This is a genomic window from Alteromonas sp. MmMcT2-2 (genome assembly GCF_022348305.1).
In the GTDB taxonomy this organism is placed as follows: domain Bacteria; phylum Pseudomonadota; class Gammaproteobacteria; order Enterobacterales; family Alteromonadaceae; genus Alteromonas; species Alteromonas macleodii.
This window is the reverse complement of the sequence record NZ_JAKRFA010000011.1, coordinates 56,870-81,685: the sequence shown is the minus strand read 5'-3', so window position 1 is coordinate 81,685 and position 24,816 is coordinate 56,870. Positions and strand designations below refer to the sequence as shown.

24 protein-coding genes are annotated in these 24,816 nt (G+C 44.3%); 8 read left to right on the top strand and 16 right to left on the bottom strand.

Translation table 11 applies throughout. From position 1 onward, the window contains the following. Positions 1-97 precede the first annotated feature (97 nt). From MHM99_RS08930 to MHM99_RS08920, 3 genes are all read right to left on the bottom strand, one after another. Positions 98-538, bottom strand: a complete 441-nt coding sequence (locus MHM99_RS08930; protein ID WP_239219043.1) for a TerB family tellurite resistance protein — start codon at positions 536-538, stop codon at positions 98-100. A 251-nt stretch (positions 539-789) separates the two neighbouring features. Beyond that, positions 790-2,466, bottom strand: coding sequence for a fused response regulator/phosphatase (locus MHM99_RS08925; RefSeq protein ID WP_049585867.1), 1,677 nt, complete (start codon positions 2,464-2,466; stop codon positions 790-792). A gap of 43 nt (positions 2,467-2,509) precedes the next feature. Next, positions 2,510-2,815 carry an STAS domain-containing protein gene (locus MHM99_RS08920; RefSeq protein WP_014948848.1) on the bottom strand — a complete coding sequence of 102 codons (306 nt, stop codon included), beginning with the start codon at positions 2,813-2,815 and terminating at the stop codon, positions 2,510-2,512. A gap of 171 nt (positions 2,816-2,986) precedes the next feature. On the opposite strand from MHM99_RS08920, the gene yciH reads away from it, so the two are divergent. The 3 genes from yciH to pheA all read left to right on the top strand — a co-directional run bounded on the left by yciH (position 2,987) and on the right by pheA (position 5,720). Then, positions 2,987-3,319 carry a stress response translation initiation inhibitor YciH gene (gene yciH, locus MHM99_RS08915; protein ID WP_014948847.1) on the top strand — a complete coding sequence of 111 codons (333 nt, stop codon included), beginning with the start codon at positions 2,987-2,989 and terminating at the stop codon, positions 3,317-3,319. 63 nt (positions 3,320-3,382) lie between these two features. Beyond that, the gene (locus tag MHM99_RS08910; protein WP_014948846.1) at positions 3,383-4,183 is read left to right on the top strand and encodes a response regulator; all 801 of its coding nucleotides are present in this window, start codon (positions 3,383-3,385) and stop codon (positions 4,181-4,183) included. Between the two features lie 355 nt (positions 4,184-4,538). Then, positions 4,539-5,720: a prephenate dehydratase gene (gene pheA / locus MHM99_RS08905; protein WP_039227282.1), complete on the top strand. Its 1,182-nt coding sequence runs from the start codon at positions 4,539-4,541 to the stop codon at positions 5,718-5,720. A gap of 42 nt (positions 5,721-5,762) precedes the next feature. On the opposite strand, the gene MHM99_RS21365 is transcribed toward pheA, so the two are convergent. The 7 genes from MHM99_RS21365 to MHM99_RS08870 all read right to left on the bottom strand — a co-directional run bounded on the left by MHM99_RS21365 (position 5,763) and on the right by MHM99_RS08870 (position 12,883). Beyond that, positions 5,763-7,523, bottom strand: coding sequence for a GGDEF domain-containing protein (locus tag MHM99_RS21365; protein ID WP_239219041.1), 1,761 nt, complete (start codon positions 7,521-7,523; stop codon positions 5,763-5,765). Between the two features lie 17 nt (positions 7,524-7,540). Next, positions 7,541-7,753, bottom strand: coding sequence for a hypothetical protein (locus tag MHM99_RS08895; RefSeq protein WP_239219039.1), 213 nt, complete (start codon positions 7,751-7,753; stop codon positions 7,541-7,543). 171 nt (positions 7,754-7,924) lie between these two features. Further along, a complete protein-coding gene (locus tag MHM99_RS08890; protein WP_239219037.1) occupies positions 7,925-8,428 on the bottom strand; it encodes a GNAT family N-acetyltransferase in 504 nt (167 codons plus the stop codon). Further along, the gene (locus tag MHM99_RS08885; protein ID WP_039227276.1) at positions 8,428-9,198 is read right to left on the bottom strand and encodes an SAM-dependent methyltransferase; all 771 of its coding nucleotides are present in this window, start codon (positions 9,196-9,198) and stop codon (positions 8,428-8,430) included. The genes MHM99_RS08890 and MHM99_RS08885 overlap by 1 nt, the downstream gene beginning before the upstream one ends. Before the next feature lie 28 nt (positions 9,199-9,226). Then, entirely contained in the window at positions 9,227-10,519 is a 1,293-nt protein-coding gene (locus MHM99_RS08880) for a pepsin-like aspartic protease (protein ID WP_239219035.1), read from the bottom strand. Between the two features lie 45 nt (positions 10,520-10,564). Continuing rightward, complete coding sequence (tyrA, locus tag MHM99_RS08875) at positions 10,565-11,719, bottom strand: bifunctional chorismate mutase/prephenate dehydrogenase (protein ID WP_014976023.1); 1,155 nt, start codon at positions 11,717-11,719, stop codon at positions 10,565-10,567. Between the two features lie 75 nt (positions 11,720-11,794). Further along, a complete protein-coding gene (locus MHM99_RS08870) occupies positions 11,795-12,883 on the bottom strand; it encodes a 3-deoxy-7-phosphoheptulonate synthase (RefSeq protein WP_014948838.1) in 1,089 nt (362 codons plus the stop codon). Between the two features lie 429 nt (positions 12,884-13,312). Between MHM99_RS08870 and MHM99_RS08865 the strand changes: the two genes are divergently transcribed. Continuing rightward, positions 13,313-14,029 (top strand): enoyl-CoA hydratase/isomerase family protein, encoded by a 717-nt coding sequence (locus tag MHM99_RS08865; protein WP_239219033.1) that lies wholly within the window; start codon positions 13,313-13,315, stop codon positions 14,027-14,029. A 97-nt stretch (positions 14,030-14,126) separates the two neighbouring features. Here the strand turns inward: MHM99_RS08865 and MHM99_RS08860 are convergent, their stop codons facing one another. The 5 genes from MHM99_RS08860 to rpsP all read right to left on the bottom strand — a co-directional run bounded on the left by MHM99_RS08860 (position 14,127) and on the right by rpsP (position 16,822). Then, positions 14,127-14,756: a trimeric intracellular cation channel family protein gene (locus tag MHM99_RS08860; RefSeq protein WP_014948836.1), complete on the bottom strand. Its 630-nt coding sequence runs from the start codon at positions 14,754-14,756 to the stop codon at positions 14,127-14,129. Positions 14,757-14,885: 129 nt separating this feature from the next. Next, the gene (rplS, locus tag MHM99_RS08855; RefSeq protein ID WP_024015986.1) at positions 14,886-15,245 is read right to left on the bottom strand and encodes a 50S ribosomal protein L19; all 360 of its coding nucleotides are present in this window, start codon (positions 15,243-15,245) and stop codon (positions 14,886-14,888) included. An 18-nt stretch (positions 15,246-15,263) separates the two neighbouring features. Further along, positions 15,264-16,025, bottom strand: coding sequence for a tRNA (guanosine(37)-N1)-methyltransferase TrmD (gene trmD / locus MHM99_RS08850; RefSeq protein WP_080986369.1), 762 nt, complete (start codon positions 16,023-16,025; stop codon positions 15,264-15,266). Then, the gene (gene rimM, locus MHM99_RS08845; protein WP_049585864.1) at positions 16,026-16,547 is read right to left on the bottom strand and encodes a ribosome maturation factor RimM; all 522 of its coding nucleotides are present in this window, start codon (positions 16,545-16,547) and stop codon (positions 16,026-16,028) included. A 23-nt stretch (positions 16,548-16,570) separates the two neighbouring features. Then, positions 16,571-16,822 carry a 30S ribosomal protein S16 gene (rpsP, locus tag MHM99_RS08840; RefSeq protein ID WP_014948832.1) on the bottom strand — a complete coding sequence of 84 codons (252 nt, stop codon included), beginning with the start codon at positions 16,820-16,822 and terminating at the stop codon, positions 16,571-16,573. A 388-nt stretch (positions 16,823-17,210) separates the two neighbouring features. On the opposite strand from rpsP, the gene MHM99_RS08835 reads away from it, so the two are divergent. After that, entirely contained in the window at positions 17,211-17,705 is a 495-nt protein-coding gene (locus MHM99_RS08835) for a hypothetical protein (RefSeq protein WP_239219031.1), read from the top strand. A 25-nt stretch (positions 17,706-17,730) separates the two neighbouring features. On the opposite strand, the gene MHM99_RS08830 is transcribed toward MHM99_RS08835, so the two are convergent. Beyond that, complete coding sequence (locus tag MHM99_RS08830) at positions 17,731-18,405, bottom strand: DsbA family protein (RefSeq protein ID WP_061094607.1); 675 nt, start codon at positions 18,403-18,405, stop codon at positions 17,731-17,733. 191 nt (positions 18,406-18,596) lie between these two features. Between MHM99_RS08830 and MHM99_RS08825 the strand changes: the two genes are divergently transcribed. The 3 genes from MHM99_RS08825 to MHM99_RS08815 all read left to right on the top strand — a co-directional run bounded on the left by MHM99_RS08825 (position 18,597) and on the right by MHM99_RS08815 (position 24,704). Beyond that, on the top strand, positions 18,597-20,405 hold the full coding sequence (locus tag MHM99_RS08825) for an ABC transporter transmembrane domain-containing protein (RefSeq protein WP_239219029.1): 1,809 nt from the start codon (positions 18,597-18,599) through the stop codon (positions 20,403-20,405). Positions 20,406-20,536: 131 nt separating this feature from the next. Next, the gene (locus tag MHM99_RS08820) at positions 20,537-21,595 is read left to right on the top strand and encodes an efflux RND transporter periplasmic adaptor subunit (protein WP_101563870.1); all 1,059 of its coding nucleotides are present in this window, start codon (positions 20,537-20,539) and stop codon (positions 21,593-21,595) included. Next, a complete protein-coding gene (locus MHM99_RS08815; protein ID WP_239219027.1) occupies positions 21,588-24,704 on the top strand; it encodes an efflux RND transporter permease subunit in 3,117 nt (1,038 codons plus the stop codon). Before MHM99_RS08820 ends, MHM99_RS08815 begins: the two co-directional genes overlap by 8 nt. The last annotated feature ends 112 nt before the right edge of the window (positions 24,705-24,816 follow it).

Sequence of the window (24,816 nt, the reverse complement as noted above, 5' to 3'; positions counted from 1 at the left end):
TTATTATTATTTGTTCACAATAGTAAGGTACAGGTCGCTAAATTTGAATCCATTTTTTTAGCTAATACAAAAAAGACTAACTGAGTGATGATGAACGCTATGTCCTTTCAACTACTTCAAGTTTAGTTTTAATGTATTGGCTATGGGGAACGTACAATAAATCAGCTATTTGACGAATAGTACTCTCTTCAAGGGGCGCTAAAGATTCATCCGCGTATGCAATAGCCCAGAGGCTCTTTATCACATCTCTTTTCTCGTCAGCGCTGCAGTGTTTATTTAGTACTTGAGTAAAACGCACTAAGTCAACTGAATCGTCAGCCGTCTCTTGCCCTCTTTCAAGCAACAACGACATCGCTTCCTCATCTATGTTTACATGCTTTCTGAGCTGTTTCTCGTATTCATTTCTCTCGCTATCCGTTACTTCATTATCAGCGTTAACAATTTCACTAAGTAATGCAGCAGTCGCCAATTCAACGGTATACGTTGGCTCTGTGCGCTTATGCGTGTCTTCGAAAAGTTTAAGAAATGATTTCAGCATGGGGCCCTACTTCTTGTGTCACCGCAGAAACGCCCGCGGTTAATGAAATTTGAGTATCGATAAAACTTTTACTCGGTAAAAGCTAAATTCGATTAATTGCTGGATTAGATGGACAGATTTACAGCGATGACTAAGTAAGCAAGTCTATGTAAACTGTACTCAACGACTAGAGCTGTAAAGTGAGAGTTTAAAAGCCCTCAGAGAAACATGAATATGAACATTTTGCTCGTAAAGATATTTTCTAAAGGCGCCTAAATTTTAGTATCAAGTAAGCAAATTACTTTACTCCCGCCATTTTCGAACCACACTCGTTCGCACAGCGCGTGAAGCAAAGGGAGCCCACGCCCAAAGCTTTCGTCATGAACGGAATGACGCCGGCCTACCGTACTTGCCTTGTTCCACTCAAAGCCTTCACCACTATCTTCAACCGCTATCAGCACCTTACCTTTAAGGGGTAAAGACTCTATCCTAATATTAATTCGCCCGTGACTAAGCGCTTTTAGTGAAGCCTCGCGGTTTTCGTAATATTGATGGAACCCTGTACTATCAGCTTTGAGTTTTGAGTCGAGTTTCAAGATCCCATGCTCTAACGCATTATTAAACAGTTCCGACAACACGGTATAAATTATCGAACGCACCGCTTGAATGCCCTCACATTGCCCCGCAAGCTGTAGCACGCGTTGAAGAATGTCAGGCTGTTTCAAATGTTGTGCGTCAAGCGCAACTTCATGCACCGATGGCAATCCAAAATCCATCTTTGGTGATACGGGCGTTTTAATGGGTTGAGAGGTAAACACGACTAGCGTGACATCATCGTGAAATGAAGAGGCTGCGCAATGCTCTTTCGCCTTAAGAAAAAGTGAATTGGATTCTATTTTCCCATGCGTCTGCATTTGCTCTTTTACTATTCTTACCAAGCCTTCCTCAAGAAGCATTTCTCCCTCTTGATTAGTACTCTCAATTAGCCCGTCGCTACAAATTACAAGCTGTTCATTGCATCCTAATTGAATGGTATCGCAATCGGTGTTGAGTTCATGCTCGTCTAGGATCCCTAATGCCATGTGACGTGAGGGAATGCAGCGCAATGCTAAATCAGTTTTCGCAGGAACAATGACAGCCGGCATTCCACCTTGCCATAAGTTTATTCTATTGCCCCCCGCATTAATTTCGCCCACCACTGCGGCCATAAACATGTCACTTGGTAGAAACTTAATTAAAATTCGATTTAATTCTGAAATAATCTCAGAAATAGATACCCCTTGCTGGCTGAGTTCCTGAAAGGCTCGGGTTACAGGCAACGCACCAATTGCAGACGCCAAACCATGGCCTGTAAAATCTCCCACCACAAAATAAATACCACCACTAGGGCTTGATTCGCATAGAAAGAGATCGCCATTAAAGGTTTCAGCTGGCTTTAGGAAGCAGTCGAAATGCGCCATTACCTCGGGTCGATTGACAATAGCGTGGCTAAAAATATGCTCCACGATGGCGTGCTCTCTCGCCACTCTTTGATTGAATAAACGAAGTGCTTTATTTTGCTGTTCTATGTGTTCACTCAAAGCACGTATTTTTAAGTGGGCTCGAATTTTGGCAATTAGAATGTGTCGGTCGAAGGGCTTTGTGGCAAAGTCGTTCCCGCCAACTTCCAGACACCTCACTAAACTTTCTTTATCTTCTAAAGCGGTGATAAAAAGAATAGGTAGATACGGCCCTTTCGCAAGCTTGCGTATTTTGGGTGCAACGTCAAAACCACTGAGCCCAGGCATCACAACATCCAACAAAACCAAGTCGGGTTTTTCGTGCGTAAATTTTTTGATAGCTTCAACACCATCCACCGCTTCGATACACTCTTTATAACCTGCGTTATAAAGCATGTTAGTAAGCAATGTACGGTTGATAGCCTCGTCGTCAACAATGAGGATCTTCACGTATGTCTCTTCGATAAAATGTTAATTTAGCGACTTGCTTTTCTTACTTAATGTCGAACTTTTTATCGAATCGAGATATTTTCAGGATTTTAGCAACCTGAGGACGGGCATTTTCGATACTGTAGGTTAATTCTCTTTCAGCGAGTGTCTTTTGCATGTTTAACAACATACCTAAGGCAGAGCTATCCATGTATTCAGTACGCGATAAATCTACGGTGATGTGAGAGACATCGGCGCCCAGTTCGCCATAGGCGTTTCTGAAGTCTTCTACCTTACTAAAGTCAAACTTAGTGCCTACATCTACCACTAGTACTTTCCCTTGATTTTGATAGCTCGACGTTATTTCCATATTCGCTCCTTAAAAATGTAAGCAGAAATGCTTCATCACATGCTTTTAACTTTGCTATTCTTATACTAGTTGAACTTTTACACATCGCCATGAAAGTCATCTTAAACTTTCGTATGGTAATGCTTTTTTTATCGCCATTTAGATGGAAAGACGCAATTTATTGAGGTATGTATGCAAGACTGGCAAGACGCCCTTTTGGTCTATAGTACTGAAAGTGGCAAAATAAAGCCTGAGCCAAAAGAGCAAGCGCGTTCGGTGTCTTCTGACGGCGTTGTTCGTATTCACAGGGAAACTAAAGGTCGCAAAGGAAAAGGGGTGTCTCTGATTAAGGGATTAGACCTCGCGTCTGATGAGCTGAAAAAGCTAGGCTCTGAGCTAAAGAAAAAATGTGGTTGCGGCGGCGCAGTGAAAGACGGTGTCATTGAAGTACAAACTGATGACAGGGAAAAGCTCCGCACACTACTTACCGATAAAGGGTATAAAGTTAAGCTTGCTGGGGGCTAATGTAACGCTAGCCAGCTAGCGAGCTCTCACTTTTTCATAAACATATAACAAAAAGAGTCTGAAATGGAAAAGCTGTCAATTTCTGATCTACACATTATTTTAGTTGAGCCTTCTGACACACAAAGAAAGATCATCACCACTTTGTTGTTAAAAGAACACGTAAAGGAAATTGACCCCGTCAGTACCCTTTCCGAAGCTCGTTCAGCGGTAAAAGCGCACGGTGCTGACCTAATCGTAAGCGCGATGTACTACGAAGATGGAACCGCACTAGAACTACTTAAATTCATCAAAGAAGACGACGCATTTAAAACAATTCCCTTCATGTTGGTTTCCAGTGAAAATCGTTTGAGCAAACTAGAAGAGTTTAAGCAGGCGGGTGTTGCGGCAATTCTTCCTAAACCATTTGAACCCCTTCATTTGTCTCGTGCGTTAAACGCAAGCTTAGATTTAATCAATCACGATGAACTAGAATTAGAACTATTTGACGTACACGATGTTCGCGTACTACTTGTTGATGACAGTAAATTAGCGCGTAATCATATTCGACGGGTACTAGAAGGCATGGGGCTTCAACGCATAAAAGAAGCAGAGAATGGCGCAATGGCGCTAACTTATATAAAAGATGAACCTTTTGACCTCGTGGTTACCGACTACAATATGCCCGAAATGGATGGCAGGGAACTATCGGAATTTATCCGCTTTAATCCAGAAACCACACATATACCGATTATCATGGTAACGTCAGAGTCAGCTGACAGTGCACATATGGCTAATATTCAGCAAACAGGTGTGAACGCGCTATGCGATAAGCCTTTTGAGCCCAACGAAGTAAGACAAATGCTTTCAGCACTATTAGGTAACTAAGCGCAAAAATATTTAACGGCGTTCTCAAATTACCCACCGGCAGGTGTATATTTACGGCACCTGCCAACGCTTCATGCCCTAACCGTTTGGCTTTTTATAAAGCCAAAAGCGCATTTTAATTACTTTTTCAAGTCCTCCACATTAAAAACAACTATTCAATTTGTAAAAATGGGTTGACACACATAGGCGTTCAACATACATTCAAACCTATGAAACAGAATACTATGCACGTAGCACTTTTCTTTTTTGCGTTTATATCCTTTAACTAGGGAGGCGCGGCTACATGCATGAAAACCTCCCAACTGGGAGGTTTTTTTTTAGCAGAATTTTCTTATACGATACGCACGGGAATGATATGTCAGACAATGCATTAGATACTGTTAGAGAGCGGATTACCGCTTTAGACAGTGAATTACTTACTTTACTCTCAGAACGCAGAAAGCTAACCAACGAAGTGGCTGAGACGAAAATAAAGCATCACATTCCTGTGAGAGATCAAAAGCGAGAAGAACAGCTATTGGTGCGCCTAATAAAAGAAGGCCAAAACATCGGCTTAGACCCTCATTATGTGACACAAATTTTCCACGTTATTATTGAAGACTCTGTTTTAAACCAGCAGGCTATGCTTGCTGAACGCGCTAACCCTGGCAGTACATTGCCCTTAAACCGAGTGGCATTCTTGGGCGACAAGGGCTCTTACTCTTATCTAGCAACGCAAAAGTACTTCTCTCGTCGCCCAGGCGAATTGCTGGAAATTGGCTGTCAGAGCTTTGCTGAAATTATTCACAAAGTTGAAAGTACTGAAGCCGATTACGCGGTATTGCCTATTGAGAACACGACGTCTGGCAGTATCAATGAAGTGTATGACCAACTACAGCATACCCAACTTAGTATTATTGGTGAACTCACCCACCCTATCCGCCATACATTGTTAGTGGGAACCAACACCAGTATCGATAAAATCAAAACGCTTTACGCTCACCCTCAAGTGTTCACTCAGTGTAGCCATTTCTTAGCAGAACTAGGGAACGTAGAAGTGAAAACCATGGACAGCACCTCGTCTGCCATGTTGACAGTTAGTGAGCTTAAACGCGATGACGTAGCCGCAATAGGCAGCGAAGCGGGTGGTAACTTGTACGGCCTAATGGCAATAAAGAGTAACTTAGCAAACCAAAAAGAAAACCATAGCCGTTTTATCGTTGTTGCGCGCAACCCAGTAGTGGTTCCACTTCAAGTTCCTGCTAAAACAACACTTGTTATGTCTACCATCCAAAAGCCAGGTGCACTTGTAGAGGCCTTGTTGGTGCTACGAGAGAACAGCATCAATATGACGAAGCTTGAATCGCGTCCTATTCCAGGCAATCCATGGGAAGAGATGTTCTACATTGATGTAGAAGGCAATGTAGAAGATGGCCCTGTACAAAATGCCCTTGATGCATTGCGTGGTATTACCCGCTACATCAAAGTATTGGGCTGCTATCCAAGCGAAGAAATTAGCCCGACCAAAGTGGCCGCGGCGAGCGCGCTGGCTGATTAAGCCAGCACACGCCCCATTGTTTACTTTCTTTCGTTGTAATATTTAGGCAGGCTGAAAGGCTTGCCCAACATTACCAACGTCACTTTCACCATTAACCGGGAAGACAGAAACTCGGTTACGGCCATGCTTTTTACTGCCATACAAAGCTTCATCAGCATTGGCATACAGCGCCTCGAATTGATACTTTGATGACGCAGTGCTGGAGATACCAAAGCTTGCTGAAATATCGAAGGTAAAACCGCTTTCAGCTGTATCAATCTGACGGATACTATTGCGCATACTTTCCGCTATTTCTTTTGCTTTTTTCTCATTACACCCTGGTAATAGTAGGCCGAACTCCTCACCACCTAAGCGCCCGAAAACATCTTCTTTTCTGCAGTGTTTCCTCACCGCGTTAACTACTGCCTTTAATACCCAATCGCCTGTTGGATGACCGTAGCTATCGTTAACTGACTTAAAGTGATCAAGGTCGAAAATTACAAAAGATAATACGTCCTGCTGCTCTGACATTCGATCAAGCGCTTTCGATGCCAACTCAGTAAAATAGTGACGGTTCGCCACTTTTGTTAACGAGTCAGTTTGCGCCTTTTCCCTAAGTGCTGCATGTAACTTACGATTTATTATTGCCCACATAAGGACAAGTATCGTGGTGGAAGCAAGCAATGTTATCAACAGCCTGTGATTTTGCTTTTCTTCTCGGGAAAGGGCTGCTTGTGCTTTCAGTAGGCTATTCTCTTTGTCCAGTAGCTGAATTTCGATATTCTTCTCGAGGTTATCGAACTTAGCCTGTTGAATCGCCATTTGCTTAACGTTGTACTCATCAAGGTACGCTTTATCAGCCTCAGCGTATTGAATAAATGCATCTAATGCTTGTGCATTATCCCCTTTCTCTATTGCCGACTGGTACAGTATATAATATGCCGTTTTTCTGGGTTTTGAATATCCCATGCCTTTTGCAAGCTCCGCGCCTTTAAGCGCACTCTCCTGTGCGTTATGAAAGAGCTTATTGGCAAAATAGGCTTGTGCTAGCGCTGTATAGTACTCTGACGTTAATCGTGGATAGTTAGTACTTTCAACATCTGCTTGGATAGCAAGTAAGGCGTCTAACGCCCCTGCGATACTGTCTGGCGATGCTAACATCAGTTGAGCAAGCCATAATTTTGCTAAATTCAGAGCGATTGGCTCTTTACTCGCATTACATACCTCAATAGTTGTATTTAGCGTTTCTCGGTCAAGTCGTCCTAAATTGTGCAGCGACTCACTACGCAGATTGTGAGCCAGACACGCATTGCGGGAAGAAAGCTCTTGTCCAATTACGCGAGCACTGTACTGCAAACTCTGCTCAAACTCTTCCAACTGATTATAAAAAAGCGCAATCGTCAAAATTGAAAGGTGCTTATCTTTATCTTTCGCTAACGAAAGTAGAGGAACAATATCAGGAATTTGCTGAAGTGCTTTGGGAAAATCCCGAACTAACGCGTAGTTGTTGAGAATTGAATTTTTGGCTCGTAGTTGTAACGATTTATCTGAAGCACTTTGAAAAACACTTTCATAAAGTGGAACTGCCTCTATGAGTTTTCCTGAATACGATAAGCTATAAGCATTGAGATAGTTAAAGTATTGGACTTGGGCCGGTGAAAAGGAGGCTGATTTATTACTGAGAGCCGACAATGACGTACGAAACGCCTCCACGTCTTGACTGCGAAGTGCATCAGCGCGCACTAACTGCTGATCAATTTCGTCAGCAGAAAGCGGAAATATGAAAAAGGGGCAAAGTAACGCCCCTATTAAAAACCTAACCACAATTTAAACTATCAAAGTTAGTGAAGTGACACTTGGTTCTTTTCTTCACTCTCTTGTGCATCACCAGGCGCGTCTTGCTCTTCATCTTCTGGCATCAAAAGACACCACATTTTTTCTTTCTCTTGAGAAAGTGCGTCTGCGTGGTCAGCTTTAAATTGTGCAATTACATCAGTGTCACGTTGCTTAGATGCATCTTGTGCAATAGCGAGAAGTTCTTTTAGCGCTTTCATGAGTTTGTTCTACTTTATAGTTATTAATGTTTAATAGGTTAGCAACTATTTGATGAGTTGTTAATCAAATATATAGCATTTTAGACATATTATACCAGTTACTATTTGCATCAATTACCTTTGAAAACAGAAATACTTACTGGTTTATTAGGTATGAAGTAACCAAATATTCTAGCGATTAAAGGTAAATGTGACCAAGTTGGTTTTACTTGGCTGAAAACGGCTGTCCTTTGACTGTTTGAAGTTTAATTGGGTAACTAGACGTTTTGTAGCGAGGTGACGCTTTTCAAATTGGGCAACAATTTGGTGAAGATTGAGATTTTCCAAGCCAAATTCGACTAGCGCGCCCATCGCTTCTCGTGCCGCGCCTTTTCCGTTCATTAAAGGCGCTAATATAATTCCAATCTCTGCAGTGTCTTGTAAAACGCTTTTACAAAGCATCTGAATTCCACAAAATGCCTGCGTTTGATTACACGTTATCGACCAGACCTTCTGTGCTGGCCAAGGCCTTTTGTTTGCTTCAATGAAAGTACTAGCGACTACTTCACTTTCCTTCTCAGAAAGGGGCTCACCTATTAATCGCATAATTTTTCTATTTTGGTACAAGCTTGCTGTTTCCTCTTTCCACTGCTGGCAAAGTAAAGCGCTGGTAAAACGAGGTGTAGCGAACTGCACTAGTTAGTACCTTTGGAGTAATCGACATCATCTATCACTGGTTTACTAACTGGTGGTATGACAAGTGTAGAGTGCTGGTTAATTTCGTGATTATGCAGTTCACCAATAGCAATCGTCGTAGCTCTGAACTCATCGATGGGCAAGGTTGCAGCTTCATATAAAATAGCGCTGTCATTCGCTTGGTAAATAGATAACAGTTTATCAGTAAGCTTTTTTCGTTGAAGAGAGCTGGAGGTAAAAACGGCACTTGAGAAATCTCCTGCAACCCCAACCTGCCATAAAACTAAATACGCAGCCGTATCTACTTCTCGTTTATATACTAGAAACTGGTTTGCCTCGTAGTGTTGGCAACCTAGAGCACCTGGGTCTATGCCCAAATCGGCGTATAGGCACGATTCAGCTGAGATCCCCGGCAACATGTAAGCATCAAACCCTCGACTTTTAGCGATTGCGATAGCGTCATGAGGCACCTTTGCAAAAACCCCAGGGTGTCCATAAAAAGCGCCAACTACTTTTTCGCCTTTCTCCACACGCTCTAGCATTGCGCTAGTCATTTGAGCATAGGTATCGTGGCGATCTTTGCCTTCACCATAGAAAGTTTGTAGGTTTACTGTGTTTTTGTTCAAAGAGGTGATCCATGCCTCCATGTAGTGCTCAGCTACACATACGAAAACGACGTCGGCTTGCTCAATATGACTTTGACAAATAGGCGATAAATGCGCTCCAACCATCATCCCGGTTCCTACACATACTAGGCTGCCTTGTTGCATGTAACTGTTCCTTTCTTATTATTAGGTTTTAGCTGTTTTTATCAAAAACATGTTTAAGCGCGTCAACCGTATCACTCAATGTCACTTTTCGTGCAAACGATACAACACCATTAGTGCCCTGTCCTCTGTCAAAAATTGTATAGTATTGAGAGATCAGCGGAAGACCGAGGATGCTTTGATTCGGCCAGTGTTTTAGTGGGAATATTTTAAAGGACGCTTGGTTAAATGTGGGGGCGTGCTCCTGCCAGTAGGCTTCAGGCGGTAGCGAAAGTAAAATATCTTCACCCTCATCGCCTTCAAGAACAAACGTTAGTTCAGGCCATTGTGCCAAATCTAGCTTTTCCAAGTCTATTCCTTGCTCCTCTAAAGAGAAAGCAGCGAAGGGCTCAAGCAATGTTTTCGCGTTATCAACACAGCAAAAAATCTGCTCGATCACTTCGTTATACAAAGATTCTGGCAAACCAATCACCGTTGCTCCTGAATCTACTATCGCATTTGAACACCAGCGTGCTTCGTCCGATTTATCCAAAGCCGGCGCTTTAATGCCTTCGTTTTCTCCACATTTTACGGCTTTTAACGTGACGTTATAATACTTATCGCGGAGTACCTTCACAGACATAATAGGAGGAGCATATAAGTCTCGATGAAAAATAGGCTCACCTATTACAAAAAGGCCATGATTTTTTCTATGTGCAAGCGCAGCGCGAAGACAATTTCCATCTACGTTATAGACGCTTGAGCGATGTAGCCAAAAAGCGAATTTATCGGCGTTAATTTGACGCTGCTCTAACTCAGAAAAGTAGCTAGGGAGTGTGGTCGCAACGTAATCAGCTGTCTTTAGGTTAATAATTGCTGACTCGTTAGGCTCGGCCAACGCTTTTTCAAAAAACGCTTGCTCGCTCATTTCACACGTAATTTTGTCAGTGCAACGATAGGCGTGATTTAGCGGTTGATAAGCTAACCCCATAATTCCGTCAGCTTTTTTAAAACAAGATTCTTTTGTCTCTTGCGATTCTTTCGCTATTGCTACATAAGTTTGCGGCAACGAAATGCTGTGACCGAAAATGCCCAGGCGCACCGTGGTCTTAACAACAGGGCCATGCCAACTTCCTGCAGCATATTTAATTGATTGAGAGTAGTAGGTGAACCTCACATCACCATCACGTTCAACATGATAATGAATGTCGCCTAGCACTAAGGTTGAGCTTCCCGTATCTAAAATAAGATGAACGGTCTGCTGATGCGCGCCTATATGTGCTCTCACACAATAGCCGCCATCAGCGAAAGTATTGGTAATTGGCAAACGAAGAGAGCGAGTCACGTTGGCTACCTTAAATTAGCTATCGCTATAAACAGTCGGTCAAAACTACTTGTCTCTTAAAAGCTGACCATCATCCGCTTTTAACAACATCTGTTTGCTGTCTACTAAACACTTCTTCGCATAATCTCCGAACCACGCGCCGACCTTCATGAACTGTTCTACAAAGCCTTTTTTGTCGCCATTCTCAAGTAATGACAATGCAATCCCAAAACGTTCGTAAAAGCGACGTAGAAGTGCAAAGTTATCAGGGTTATTGAAAATAATATCGGCATAAAGTTGTGGTGACTGAGCGAATAACCTGCCTACCATTGCGAGTTCTAAACGATAAATAGGTGAGCTAAACATGGTGAGTGATTCCAGATTAGGATCTTCACCTTTTAAGTGTTGCCCGTACACAAACGTGTTGAAGTGACGCATTACCTGAATATAAGCCATGGCTTGGTCATGTTCTTGTGCGCTGGAGTCGTGAATGGTAGCACCCCAAATTCGCATTTGCTCAATGAGCCAACTGTATTTCTCACTGCCACGCCCGTCGCACACTACCACTACCTGTTTAATCATGCCAGGCGCGTCAGGACCAAACATGGGGTGCAGTCCAACAACCGGACCATTGTGTGCGGCAAGCATCGCCTCAAGTGGCTTAGCTTTAATACTGGTTATATCTGCAAGCACGCAATCCTCTGGCAGCATAGTAAGCTTGCTAATCACGGCTTCGGTTAGATTAATAGGCACTGCAACAACAACCAGTGAAGCACAGCTTAATAACGAGGTTGCTCTACCACTTTCCCAGTCGTCTTTTTCAACAACTGAAACGTTGTAATTACTTCGTTCGAACAAGCTCACAAACACACGGCCAAGTGCCCCTGCTCCACCAATTACAACAACGTTGTCGACATCAGGTTTCACACAGCGATATTTGTTGTTTTGCGTGTGATAAGACTCTCGCATTACTCGACGTAATAAGTCTTCGGTGAGATCGGGCGACACCCCAAGTGCTTCTGCCTGAGCACGGCGGGATGCGATCAACGCTTTTTCACGCTCTGGTACATAAACGGGCATACCAGCTTCAGCCTTAATTTGACCGACCTGGGTTGTAATTTGATTGCGTTTTGCGAGTAATTCGACAAGCTGGGTATCCAGCTCGTCGATACCTTCACGCAGCGTATCTAACTTTTTTAAGTGCTGCGATAAATCGGCCATTCTGTCTTATCCTTGAATCAAATGGCACGGGGCTTATTGGCAAATTTTTCTTGCCACTTTAGGCGTTGCTTGGATTTATGCCACCGTGCGCTTATTTTGGCGTAAGGGTAACACAGTTATTAACTTATCTCTGGTTTGAGATATTAAGTTCTCTGTTGTTTCCCAATCAATACATCCGTCTGTGATTGAAACACCATACTCAAGTTCTTCTGGCTTTTTACCTTCAGCTTTTTGATTACCGGGTTTCAAGTGACTTTCCAACATAACGCCAATGATAGACTGATTGCCTTCTAGAATTTGATTGACCACGTTCTGTGCAACCAATGGCTGACGGCGATAATCTTTTGAAGAGTTCGCATGGCTGCAATCTACTACTAAGCCCGCTGTTAAACCAGCATCCTGCAACTCAATCTCGCACTCTGATACGCAAACCGAGTCGTAGTTAGGCTGCTTTCCACCGCGCAAAATAATGTGGCCATCTGGATTACCGCTGGTCCCGATAATACTTACCTGGCCTTGCTTATTGATTCCCATAAAGCGGTGACCCGATGCCGCCGATTTAAGGGCGTTTATGGCAATATCTAGGCTTCCATCTGTACCATTTTTGAATCCTACAGGCATAGACAGGCCGCTGGCCATTTCACGGTGGGTTTGCGATTCAGAGGTACGCGCACCGATAGCAGCCCAGCTAAATAGCTCAGCAAGATATTGTGGACTAATTGGATCCAGTGCTTCTGTTGCAACAGGCAGCTCTAATTCTGCAAGCCAAATTAACAACTCTCTTGCCTTACGAAGACCGGTTTCAATATCAAATGTACCGTCGATATGCGGGTCGTTAATTAAACCTTTCCAACCTGTTGTGGTACGCGGCTTTTCGAAGTACACACGCATAACGATAAATAGTGTGTCTTTGCATGATTCATGAAGCTCTTTAAGCTTAAGTGCGTACTCTTTCGCGGCTTCAACGTCGTGTATAGAACATGGTCCACACACTACAAGCAATCTATGGTCGCGACGATGAATGATATCTGAAACAATCTTTCTAGACTCAGAGATAGCCGCTAACGCTTTGTCTGACACAGGCAATTCAGCACTAAGCGCTTCAGGGGTTATAAGTACATCTTCGGTACTTACGTGAACATTATTTACGGTGTCCTTGATCATGGGAGCTCTCTTACTCTCTTAACTACAAATAAAAAACGGAAAATTAAACGCCAAAAGAGTGTGTAATCTGCATGTAAACTTTATTGTACAACCAGCTTTTTCTATATTTCTTTAACGTCATTGACTTTTTAGCAACTCAAGCGTAATAGCGCAAGTAATAACGAATAATACTTTAATCTAGGGTAGATTCGAAGCGAATGAGCATGACTGAATGGCAATAGTGCATAGGGATAGCACAATTTTTAATCGACAGTGAGGCTTGTTCCGAATTACCTCATTAGTCAAACGCTTTGTAGTGACATCCCGCCCTTACGTTTTCAAATGCTCCACGAATTTAATGGCGTAATTGACCAACATAAATAAGCTAAATTTCTCATTTATTGTCAGGATTTTGTATCATTGCGACAATGAAATAATAATGAGAACACAATGCAAAATTTAGCCCTAACCTACACTGGCGACGTCGCCATTCTAACCATGCAAAATGGAGAGAACCGCCACAATCCTCTCTTCGCAAAGGAGATGCTTTCAGCGTTAAATACCTTTAAAAGTAATGAAAGCTGTAAAGCGCTAGTGATCACATCAAATGATGAGAAATGCTTTAGTCTAGGTATAGACACAGACTGGCTAATGCCAGCGATGAAAGCAGCTCGCACTGAGGAAATAAAGCAATTTATGTACGGTATGGATGACGTGTTTAAAGCGCTGCTTCTGTTCCCTCTTCCCGTTATTGCTGCAATCAACGGACACGCCTTCGGAAACGGAGCAATTTTGGCGTGCGCTTGCGACTTCAGATTTATGCGCGCAGACAAAGGCTTCTTCTGTTTCCCTGAAGTAGATTTATCAATCCCCTTTCTGCCCGGTATGATTGAGTTTGTTAAAAAAGCGATGCCGTATTACAGATTTAATGAAATGAAGCTTTCCGGAAGGCGTGTATCTGGTAAAGAATTAGAGCAAGATCACGTGGTAGAAAAGGCGTACGATACACAAGAGAGCTTGATGGAAGGTGCGCTGAACTACGCTAAGACCTTTGATAAAAAGCGTGGCATTTTTGGCGAACACAAAAAGCGTCTACACAAACATATCATCCACACTATCGATAACGAGAACAAACCGTTAATAGAATCGCTATCACTCATGGCATAACAATAACCGGCGCTATGGTGAAGCGTCACTTAAGACGCTTCACCGATATTTGCTAATAAGTCTTTTCATGGGCATATCGATGTTGGACTCTACACTGTTAGTTAGGCCTTGGTGTTCTCTTCCTAAAAAGATCGACTTTAACCCCCCAATGCAACGATGCAATTCTCATTAAAACTGTTACAGAGATAGAACCTAAAATGCACCAAATGTAAGGGATGTCTAGGGCAAATAAGGCGGCGTAAGTGAGACCACCGGCAAAACATGCACTCGCGTAAACATCTCCACGCATAACGTAAGGTACTTCTCTGCAAACCACATCGCGCATCAAGCCCCCGAAGATACCGGTTGTCATACCCATCGTTAGGGCGACAATCATTCCGGTTCCACTAATAAGTGCTTTCTCGATGCCTATGACATTAAAAATAGCAAGCCCTATGGTGTCGATAAGTATAAAGTAAAAATTGGAAGGAGAAGGCATATAGCGAATGAATAAGACTGTCGCGAATATAGCTGAATAGGTTGCTAGTAGATACTCTGAGGTTTCTACCCAGAAAATAGGTTTTCCTAATAGGAGGTCTCTTAAAGTACCTCCGCCAAGGGCTGTCATCACGCCGACAACGACGATGCCAAACCCATTGATACTTTTGTCATGCCCCAGCAATGCTCCCGATACAGCAAAAAATGCGACGCCAACAACGCCTAACACGATAAAGTATTCTGTACTCATCCTTCTCTCTATTAAGAAACCTTAATGCTTGTATTAAAAAACAGATTGAATGGATCGAATTGCAGGCACAAAAAAGCCCGCTTAAAGCGGGCTTTTTCGAAGTTAACAATAACGCAAGGATTAGTAATCTTAGTTAAGCTTCTCTTTGATACGTGCAGATTTACCTGAACGCTCACGTAGATAGTAAAGCTTAGCACGACGAACCGCACCGCGACGTTTCACTTCAATTGAAGAAACTGCCGGGCTGTGTGTTTGGAACACACGCTCAACGCCTTCGCCGCTAGAAATTTTACGCACGGTAAAAGACGAGTGCAGACCACGGTTACGTTTAGCGATAACAACACCTTCATAAGCCTGAAGACGCTCTTTGTCACCTTCGGTAACGCGAACTTTAACAACTACTGTGTCACCTGGACCAAACGCAGGAACATCAGTCTTTAGCTGTGCTTCTTCGATTTTTTTGATGATATCTTGACTGACTTTGCTCATCATATCCTCTCGTCCTAGTTAACTGTCATCTTGCTGCAGTTGCGCTTGGAATAATTCAAGCAAACGCTGCTGCTCCTCAGTCAGAGCTAGGTGATTTAACAATTCAGGGCGACGCTGCCAGGTTCTACCTAATGATTGCATCAATCGCCACTGCCTAATTTTTTCATGGTTCCCACTTAACAACACATCAGGTACCTTTTGACCATCGAGTATTTCGGGCCGCGTATAGTGCGGACAATCCAAAAGACCGTCAGTGAAAGAATCTTCAACTGCTGAGGCTTTATGCCCCAACACGCCAGGAACTAATCGAGCAACCGCGTCCATAAGGACCATTGCTGGCAGTTCACCGCCGCTTAGCACGTAATCACCAATAGAGACTTCTTCATCTACATGGCTTTCGATTACTCGCTCGTCGATGCCTTCATATCGGCCGCAAATTAAAATTGTGCGGTCAATGTTAGCAAGGCGCTGTACGCCTGCTTGGTCAAGGGGTTTCCCTTGTGGTGATAAGTAGATCACCTTACTTTTTTCGCCACCAACTTTCTTGGCAGCTTGTATTGCGTCGGTTAGCGGTTTTACCATCATCAGCATACCGGGTCCGCCTCCGTAGGGGCGATCGTCTACTGTACGATGGCGATCATGTGTAAAGTCACGGGGGTTGAAGGTGTCAACCGATAACGTTCCAGACTTAACTGCTCGACCTATAACACCCTGTTGGGTAAAAGGGGCAAACATATCTGGAAACAGGCTAACAACGCCGAACCACTTTTCCGGTGTCACTTAAAACCCCGGGTCCCAGTCAACTTTAATGATCTTCGCTTCCTTATCCACCTCTTGTACGACTTCGTCGAACACAAAAGGTAATAGTCTTTCTTTTTGACCAAAAGCATCGCCTACATTCGCTTTAACGTGAATCACGTCGTTAGCACCTGTATTAAACACTTCTTTCACCACACCCAAGTCGTAACCTTGCGTTGTTACTACTTTCATGCCGGTGAGCTCACGCCAATAAACCCCTTCGTCGCCTAAATCAGGCAGCTGTGAAGCATTTATGTTGATATCCAAGTTTTTGATGCGCTCAGCATCATCTCGACTATCAACGCCCACAATTTTTGCAACGAGGCTTTTACCGTGCGGTCGCCACTGGTCAATTTGGTATTCCTTTTCATCGCCAAGAAACCATGGCGCGTAATCAAAAATACCTTCTGGCGTTTCTGTATAGCTGTTGATTTTGACCCAACCTTTAACACCGTACGGTGCGCCAATTTTGCCAACAATCACTTTGTCAGACGCTAGACTCATCTATACCACCAGTTAATAACAGCTTACGCTGCAGATTTTTTCGCTTCTTTTACCAAGCTAGAAACGCGATCTGATAAGCTCGCGCCTACACCAACCCAGTATTCAACACGCTCTAGATCTACGCGAAGACGTTCCGCTTGACCTTGTGCAGTTGGGTTGAAGAAACCGATGTTTTCAATGAAACGACCGTTTCTTGCACGACGGCTATCAGCCACCACTAGTTGATAAAATGGACGCTTTTTCGCGCCACCACGCTGTAAACGAATAGTAACCATAAATGCCTCAAACTCGTTGTAGCGTTACCGTTAACTTAAGCCTTCAACCAACGTCTAAAAATTAGACACCAATTAGAAGGCCGCCGAATTATACGGATATCACCACTCAATGCAAGTAAAAACCTGATTTATCCTTTGTTTAGTTCAATATCGCTCCCGTAAGTAGGTGATGGTCTAAGAACGCAAATACACATGCATGACCTTTCGTAAATTTCTTTAAAATATCATCTGGTGGTGTATTGTTAACGTAGCACTAGGATTTAGTGTGGATAAAAAACTTAAGCCATATGCAGTTTAAAGGATGGCAGTTAACCGGATTTTAGTTTTTCTCTGGCGCATTTGTTAATCAAAGGCTTCAGTAAATGGATCACGAAGAAGGATTATTCGAATGAAATTATCATCACTCATACTCGCTGCATCAATTGCTCCACTTTTCGCGTGTTCATCCGCTACAGATATGGTCACACAACAAGCAGAAGTCCAACCCAATGAAGCTCGTATAGACTTTTTCGCTAACCGCGGAGAAGCCTTTGACAATAAGCGAGAGTACGTAAAGTTGATGTGTTTTAACCAACGCCCTAACGGTGCGTTAGTTCTTCGGGATGTTGAGCCGGGAGAGCATGTTCTATTTGTTCAAGCCAGTGTCGTAAACACTGACCTGCCTGATGGTACCACTCGCGAGGCGATAGTTAGGCTAGATGTAAACTTAGAAGGCGGCAAGCGTTACTCGCTCAACCAATCTCGTGACCATCACGATATGAAAGTATGGCTCCAAGAAACGGATTCTGGCGTCCCTGTTTCTGACATCGTTACAACCCGTGTTGAATACCCAAAATCGGTGGGAGATTTACGCCTTGAACAATGCAAGGAAGGCACAGTTTAAAAGTACTCGCTTTTTTCAATAACGATTATAGACGACGCAGGGTTACACTTGCGTCGTTATAGTCGTAGGGAACGTTTTGCCACTGTGGCTTTTTAAGCGCTTGTGATTTTGTCTCTTCTGCCTCGGCAAATTTGTTTGATTTGAGTATTAAGCTGGGAAAGCCTTGGGCGCCTATACTACGCGCCATATGCATTTCTTCGTTTAATTTCTCAATTGTACTTTCACTATTGAGTGCTATTTCAAAGCGCTCGACATCGAGCCCTATTTCTTCAGCAAATGCTATCAAGGTATCAAAATCCGACGGGTTTTTCGCATTCAGGTAATACCCTTCTTGAATTGCCTTGATCATTGCCTTCTCTAATGCTTTTGCTTCATCGCTATCTCTAGCCTGCGCTTTTGCAGCAAGAACTGCTCGACACGAAGGATAGGTCGAACGACGAGGCTGACACTTTGTCCAAAAATCATAGTTGAATTGTGTTCCAGGCACACGATCTTGAATAGTTTGCCAATAGCCTGCAATAGTAAGTTTCATTTGTTCCGGCATAGGTAAATCACTATCCGGTGCGAGCCCGCCAAGCAAGTAGACAACCTCAATGTCGTTGGGTAACTCACGCTGTATTTGCTCCCAAGTAGGAACGAATGCCCAACACCAACTGCACATAGGATCATGAACATAATACAAAGTACGTGCTTCACTCATCGTTATTTTCCCGTTTTAACTATTTTGCTTTGCTTCTGCGACGTTAACTTTCATCCCAGCGTAAATACTGCCGCTGTAATCGCATTGCCTACGTCCAATGTACATGCTTTGCCGTATAATCCAAATAATGAATTTTAATAAGCGTAGCGAAATCAACGCTATGAATTAGTTATGCGCATGAAGAGGTAATTTTGACAACACCACTCGCTAGTGTATCAACCAAACAAGTCTTACAGTGGATTGGCTCACATTTACTTCGCTACAAAACGCGCGTTGTAGGTGCAGTTATAGCACTTTTCACGGCCGCAGTTGCATGGCTTTTACTTGGGCAAGGCATTAAGTACGCTATCGACAGCGGCTTCATAGAAAACGCAGCGGATACGTTAAACAAAGCCACAGTATTAGTGCTAGCCATTACTATCGTGGCCTGTTTAGCAACATATGCGCGCTTTTACTTAATGACTTGGCTTGGCGAGCGGGTTAGTGCTGATATCAGAAACCAGGTATATGCGCACTTGCTGTCTCTTCCGCCTTCATTTTTTGCGGAACTTAGAACTGGCGAGGTCATTTCTCGATTTACCAGCGACACTACAATTATCCAGACTGTAGTGGGAATGAGTTTGTCGATGACCCTTCGCTCGGTCGTGACTTTCGTTGGTGCACTGGCACTTATGACGTTTTCTAGTCCCCTTCTTACCTTCTGTGTAATTGTTGCAGTACCCGCCGTGCTGGTTCCTATCAAAGTACTGGCGCCTCAAGTGCGCCGTTATGCCAAAGAAAGCCAAGACAAAGTGGCAGACTTGGGTGCTCGCATTGATGAAAGTCTCCATGAAATTATGACCGTACAGGCCTATACCGCTGAAAATGCCGAACGACTGCATTTCTCTAAAAAGGTAGAGCTTGCCATGGACGTAGCTAAAAAGCGTATTCACTATCGCTCACTACTTATTGGCTGCATCATGTGTATCAGTATGACGGCCATCATCTTTATTGCTTGGGTGGGGGCAAGACAAGTATTAGACGGCACTATGACCGTAGGTGAACTCTCCGCTTTCCTTTTCTATGCCGTAATGGCTGGCGGCAGTGTGGCCACAATCAGCGAAGTCATTGGTGAAGTACAGCGAGGAGTTGGTGCAAGTGAGCGTTTGTACGAGCTATTTACCACTGAGCCTTCTATTCGATCTTTGAATGGTGACACAGCTGAAGCCTCTGCTTCTTCAACGTACTCAGCATTAAAAGGAGCAAGCGCTAAACCGATAATCTCCAAAGCGGCACCAAAAATAGAATTGGAAAATGTCAGCTTTGCTTACCCCAACAGCAAACCTTTGTTTGATAATTTAAACATTAACATTCAAGCAGGAGAACGTCTTGCTCTGGTAGGAGCAAGTGGCGCAGGCAAAACAACGCTATTTCAATTATTAATGCGCTTCTACGACCCAAGTGCCGGACAAATACTGTTCAATGGTGCGCCTATCAACAAAATGCCTGTAGACGTTCTGCGCCAACATATTGCGATAGTTACCCAAGAGCCCGTCGTCTTTGCTGATACCGTGTTGGAAAATATTCGCTACGGCAGCCCACATGCAAGTGACGACGCCGTGATAAATGCAGCGAAGCAGGCATTTGCCCACGAATTTATCGATAACCTAGATGAGCGCTACAACACACAGTTAGGCGAACGAGGCGTAAAACTTTCTGGCGGTCAAAAACAACGTATTGCTATTGCTCGCGCTATTTTGGCCGACCGCCCAATTTTACTCCTCGATGAAGCAACAAGTGCGCTTGATGCGATGAGTGAGCGTATGGTTCAACAAGCGATAGATAGATTAATGGTAGGTAAAACCAGCATTGTGATTGCTCACCGACTTGCGACGGTGCAGCACGCCGATCGCATATTAGTTATGGATAAAGGTCAGGTCGTAGGAAGCGGCGACCATGCATCGTTAATGAAAAGCGATACCCTGTACAGGGAATACGCCGAACTGCAATTGCTTAGCTGAACCGCCTGTGGTGCTATACGGTACAAACAACGAGGTCGACCAATCGACTACAAAACATACGTTTTGGTAATACAAAAATAAAGGGCCAGCAGCTTTTTCTGCACAGGTTCCAATAACGCTACGGGTTTAAAATGAAAAATTCATTCTATGGTGCAATGAAGACATGGACAGGTCTTTGCGCTCTTTTTTTAATGATGGTGCAAACTGCAAATGCGCAGTTTATGGGAGACAGGCAAGCAAAGCTTGTAGTAACCAAGCCCATTGAATTTATGAACGAAACGCGAAAAGTGGAAGCAGTAGGTAGTGCTGAAGCCGTTCGTTCAATTGTGTTGTATCCTGCCGTCGCTGATGAAGTAACAGAAATTAACTTTGTCCCTGGGCAAACAGTAGAAAAAGGAAAGGTGCTTGTTCGTCTTGATGATAGACGCCAGCAAACGGCATTAAAACGCGCCAAACTCACTTTGGAAGACGCACAGCGCACCGTAGAACGATTAGCATCAAGCTATAAGCAAGGCGCTGTACCGGTCAGTGAATTGGACTTAGCACGCACTCAACGTGACCTTGCAGAAGTTGCATTGGAAGAAGCTCAAGCCGATTTACAAGACAGACACATCGTAGCGCCTTTTGACGGTGTTGTGGGCATAACTGACGTTGAAGTAGGCGATCGCATTAACGAGCAGACTGTGATCACTACACTGGATAACAGAAGCAAACTCTTTATTAACTTCAGAGCGCCTGAAGCAGCATTGCCCGTTTTACTGAATGCGCCAAACGTAACGCTTGAGCCATGGAGTGACAGAGAGAAACTAGTAAGAGCCGAAATAGCTCAGGTTGATTCTCGTATCAACGAGGCAGATAGAACGCTTCGCGCTAGAGCATTACTCGACAACTCTTCTGATCAATTTCGCCCTGGCATGAGCTTTCGGGTTAATTTAAGCATTGAAGGCGATCGCTTTGCTGCCATTCCAGAAGCCGCACTTTTGTGGGGAGCTACTGGCGCTTACATATGGCTTGCCGAAGACGGTAAGGCTAAACGTGTTGACGTGAGTGTTCATCAGCGTCTTAGAGGAACTATCCTTGTTTCGGGCGACATTGAAGAAGGTGACACACTAATTTCTGAAGGTGTACAACGCTTACGTACCGGACAAGAGATTACTACCGAACTGGCCGGAGGGCCTCAAGGTGAGTGATCCAAACCTATCTTCGTCAGTTAGCGACTTACCATCGCTATCTATTCGACGCCCGGTTCTTATTGTTGTACTAAATCTACTTATTGCTATCGCTGGGTTTGCTGCATTGAGCGGTCTTGAAGTGCGCGAACTGCCCGATGTAGATACACCTCAGGTAACCGTTACAGCAGAATTTCCCGGCGCATCTCCTGAAACAGTAGATGCCGAAGTAACTGGTCGCCTTGAAGGTGCGGTTGCGCGTGTGAGTGGCGTCAAAGACATCTATGCGCAAAGTGAAGAAAACTCGGCCCGTGTTCGGGTTGAGTTTCGCCCCGGCGTTAACTTGGAAGACGCGGCTAACGAAGTACGTGAGTCGGTCAGTCGAATTCAGCGACAGCTTCCGGAAGATGTCGAACAAGTATCGATCATTCGGGCCGACAGCGACGCTCAGGCGGTCGTAAGCCTTGCTATTTCAAGTAATACCTTGGACATGGAGACGCTCACCGAACGTGTCGACACCGATGTAGCACCATTGTTTTTAAGCATTCCTGGCGTTGCCGACGTTATGTTAGATGGAGAAAGAGAGCGTGTGCTGCGCGTTTCTGTGGATCCTCTACGATTAACCAGTTTTGGCCTATCGATGAGTGACATTGCTAATGCACTATCGCTTGCGCCTTTTGATGTACCCGCTGGCAGTATTCAATCTGCCGAACAAGCGTTAATCGTGCGAGCTGATGCAACTTCGGTATCGGCAGAAGATGTGGGTAACATTGTTGTAAGCGGTGACATTCGCATTAATGATGTTGCCAGTGTGTACTTCGGCCCTGCCGACACCACCAGCGTAGTTCGTTTGGATGGAACGCCAGTCATAGGCGTTGGCGTAATACGTCAAGCAAGCTCTAATACGATCGAGATTTCAGATGAAGTGCTGGCCATGGTCGCAGACCTCGACAAGCGTTTTACTGATATGCATATCGTAGTAACGTCCGATGATGCAGAGTTTATCCGCGACTCGGTTAAAGAAGTGGTCGTTTCTCTCAGCCTTACCGTAGCGCTGGTTGTTGTTACATTGTTAGTATTTATCGGTTCGTGGCGCGCCACCATCGTCCCAGCCCTGTCGATACCCGTTTCGTTAGCGGGTGCACTGGCTATTATTTGGGGCATGGGCTTTTCCATTAATATTCTTACCCTCCTCGCTCTTGTATTGGCCACGGGCATGATAGTAGACGACGCTATTGTGGTTTCTGAAAATATACAGCGTCGTAGAAGTATGGGTCTAGGTGCCCGTGCGGCTGCCGTGGTGGGCACACGAGAAGTATTCTTCGCAGTGGTAGCAACAACCGCTGTACTCGCCTCAGTATTTATTCCCATCGCATTCCTTCCTTCTACTGCAGGGCTTTTATTCAGGGAGTTTGGAGGCGTATTAGCTGGCGCTGTTATAATCTCATCTTTCGTCGCCCTTTCCTTGGTTCCTGCACTTACCGCCCGACTTAAGGTGAAAGAAGCGAAAGAAAGCGGTTTGTTTAGCAGGACCTTTGGCCGTTTTGGCAACGCTTGTTTGCGCCTGTATCAGGCGTCATTATTAAAAGCGCTCAAATATGGCTGGGTAGTTGGTGTGTTAAGCTTAGCAGCAGGCGGTGGCGCTTATATTTTATCGCAAAATATCGATAATGAATTACTGCCAAGCGAAGACAGAGGCACAATTCGTATTTTTGCACGAGGTCCAGACGGTGCTGGCCTAAACTTTATGGACAGACAAGCTGAAAAGATGGAAGAACTGCTGCTTCCCTATGTGGATAACGGCACCATAGATTCCATTTACACGGTAGTCGGTTCGTGGGATCCCAACATCGTCTTTATCACAGCGCCTTTGAAGCATTGGGATGACCGAGACAAATCTCTGCAAGAAGTAGTAAATGAAATACGCCCTAAGCTTCAGCAAATTCCTGGTGCGCCAGGTAGTGCCTTCGGCGGCAATAGTTTGAACCTTCGCGGTCAAAGCGGCGGGCTTGAAATAGCTTTAACTGGCGACACTTATGAAAACATTTTCGAAGCTTCACAAGCATTCTCTCGTCAGATTGAAGATGCACTACCTGAACTAGGTAGACCGAGAATCAGCTACGACCCTACCCAACCTCAGATGAGAGTAAATATTGACAGACGCCGTGCTGAAGAACTGGGCGTGCCGCTTACCGATATAGCAAGTACCCTGCGCGCCGCTGTGAACGGCGATGATATCGCAGATTTGAATGTGGGCGACCAATCTATCCCTATCATGCTGCAAACTAATAATCGCAGTACATTAGATCCATCTGAGCTTACTAGCTTATATGTGAAAAGTACTGACGGAAACTTGGTGCCTCTTTCTAGCGTAGCTTTCATCAGTGAAGAAGGTGTTGCCGCTGAATTAGAGCGTCAGGCACAGCGCCGCGCAATTAAGCTGGAAATGGAATTGCCCGAAGACGTAGCGCTTAGTAATGTAGTGGAAAATATTCGCAATCTAGCAGCAGAATCATTACCGAACGGTATCGGACTTGTGTTTCTTGGCGAAGCACAAACTTATGAGGAAACGTCTAAGCAAGTAGCGCTTACCTATGTGTTGGCTTTTGTCATTGTACTGCTTGTATTGGCTGCACAATTTGAAAGTGTGAACAGTGCGGTTGTGGTTATGCTTACCGTTCCTTTTGGTATTGCAGCCGCGGTCTATGCCCTGTTTTTAACCGGCACCAGCATTAATATTTACTCGCAAATTGGCTTGGTAATGTTGATAGGTCTTCTCGCCAAAAACGCGATTCTTTTGATTGAATTTGCCGACCAGCTTCGCGATAAGGGTTATGATATTTACGATGCTATCGTTGAGGCTGGTAGAGTGCGATTACGCCCTATTATGATGACGCTGGTTTCAACAATCCTAGGTGGCCTGCCGCTCATTCTGTCCACAGGCGCTGGCGCAGAAGCTCGTAATGCTATTGGCTGGGTCGTATTTGGTGGATTGGGTATTGCCGTAGTATTTACCCTTTACCTGACACCGGTTTTGTATCTTGCACTTGCCCGATTTACCAAGCCACGTGCAGACGAAAGCGCTAAGCTTGAGAAGGAAATGGAAGAAGCCAACGCACAGCATTCCTAGGATTTTCCCGCTTAAGTAGGCGCTATGCCTATTTAAGCGGCATCTAAACGGCTACTGTGCGCTAGGTTTGCTTTGAGAATTAAGAGAGACGCCCAAGCTACGTGTGTTGTCA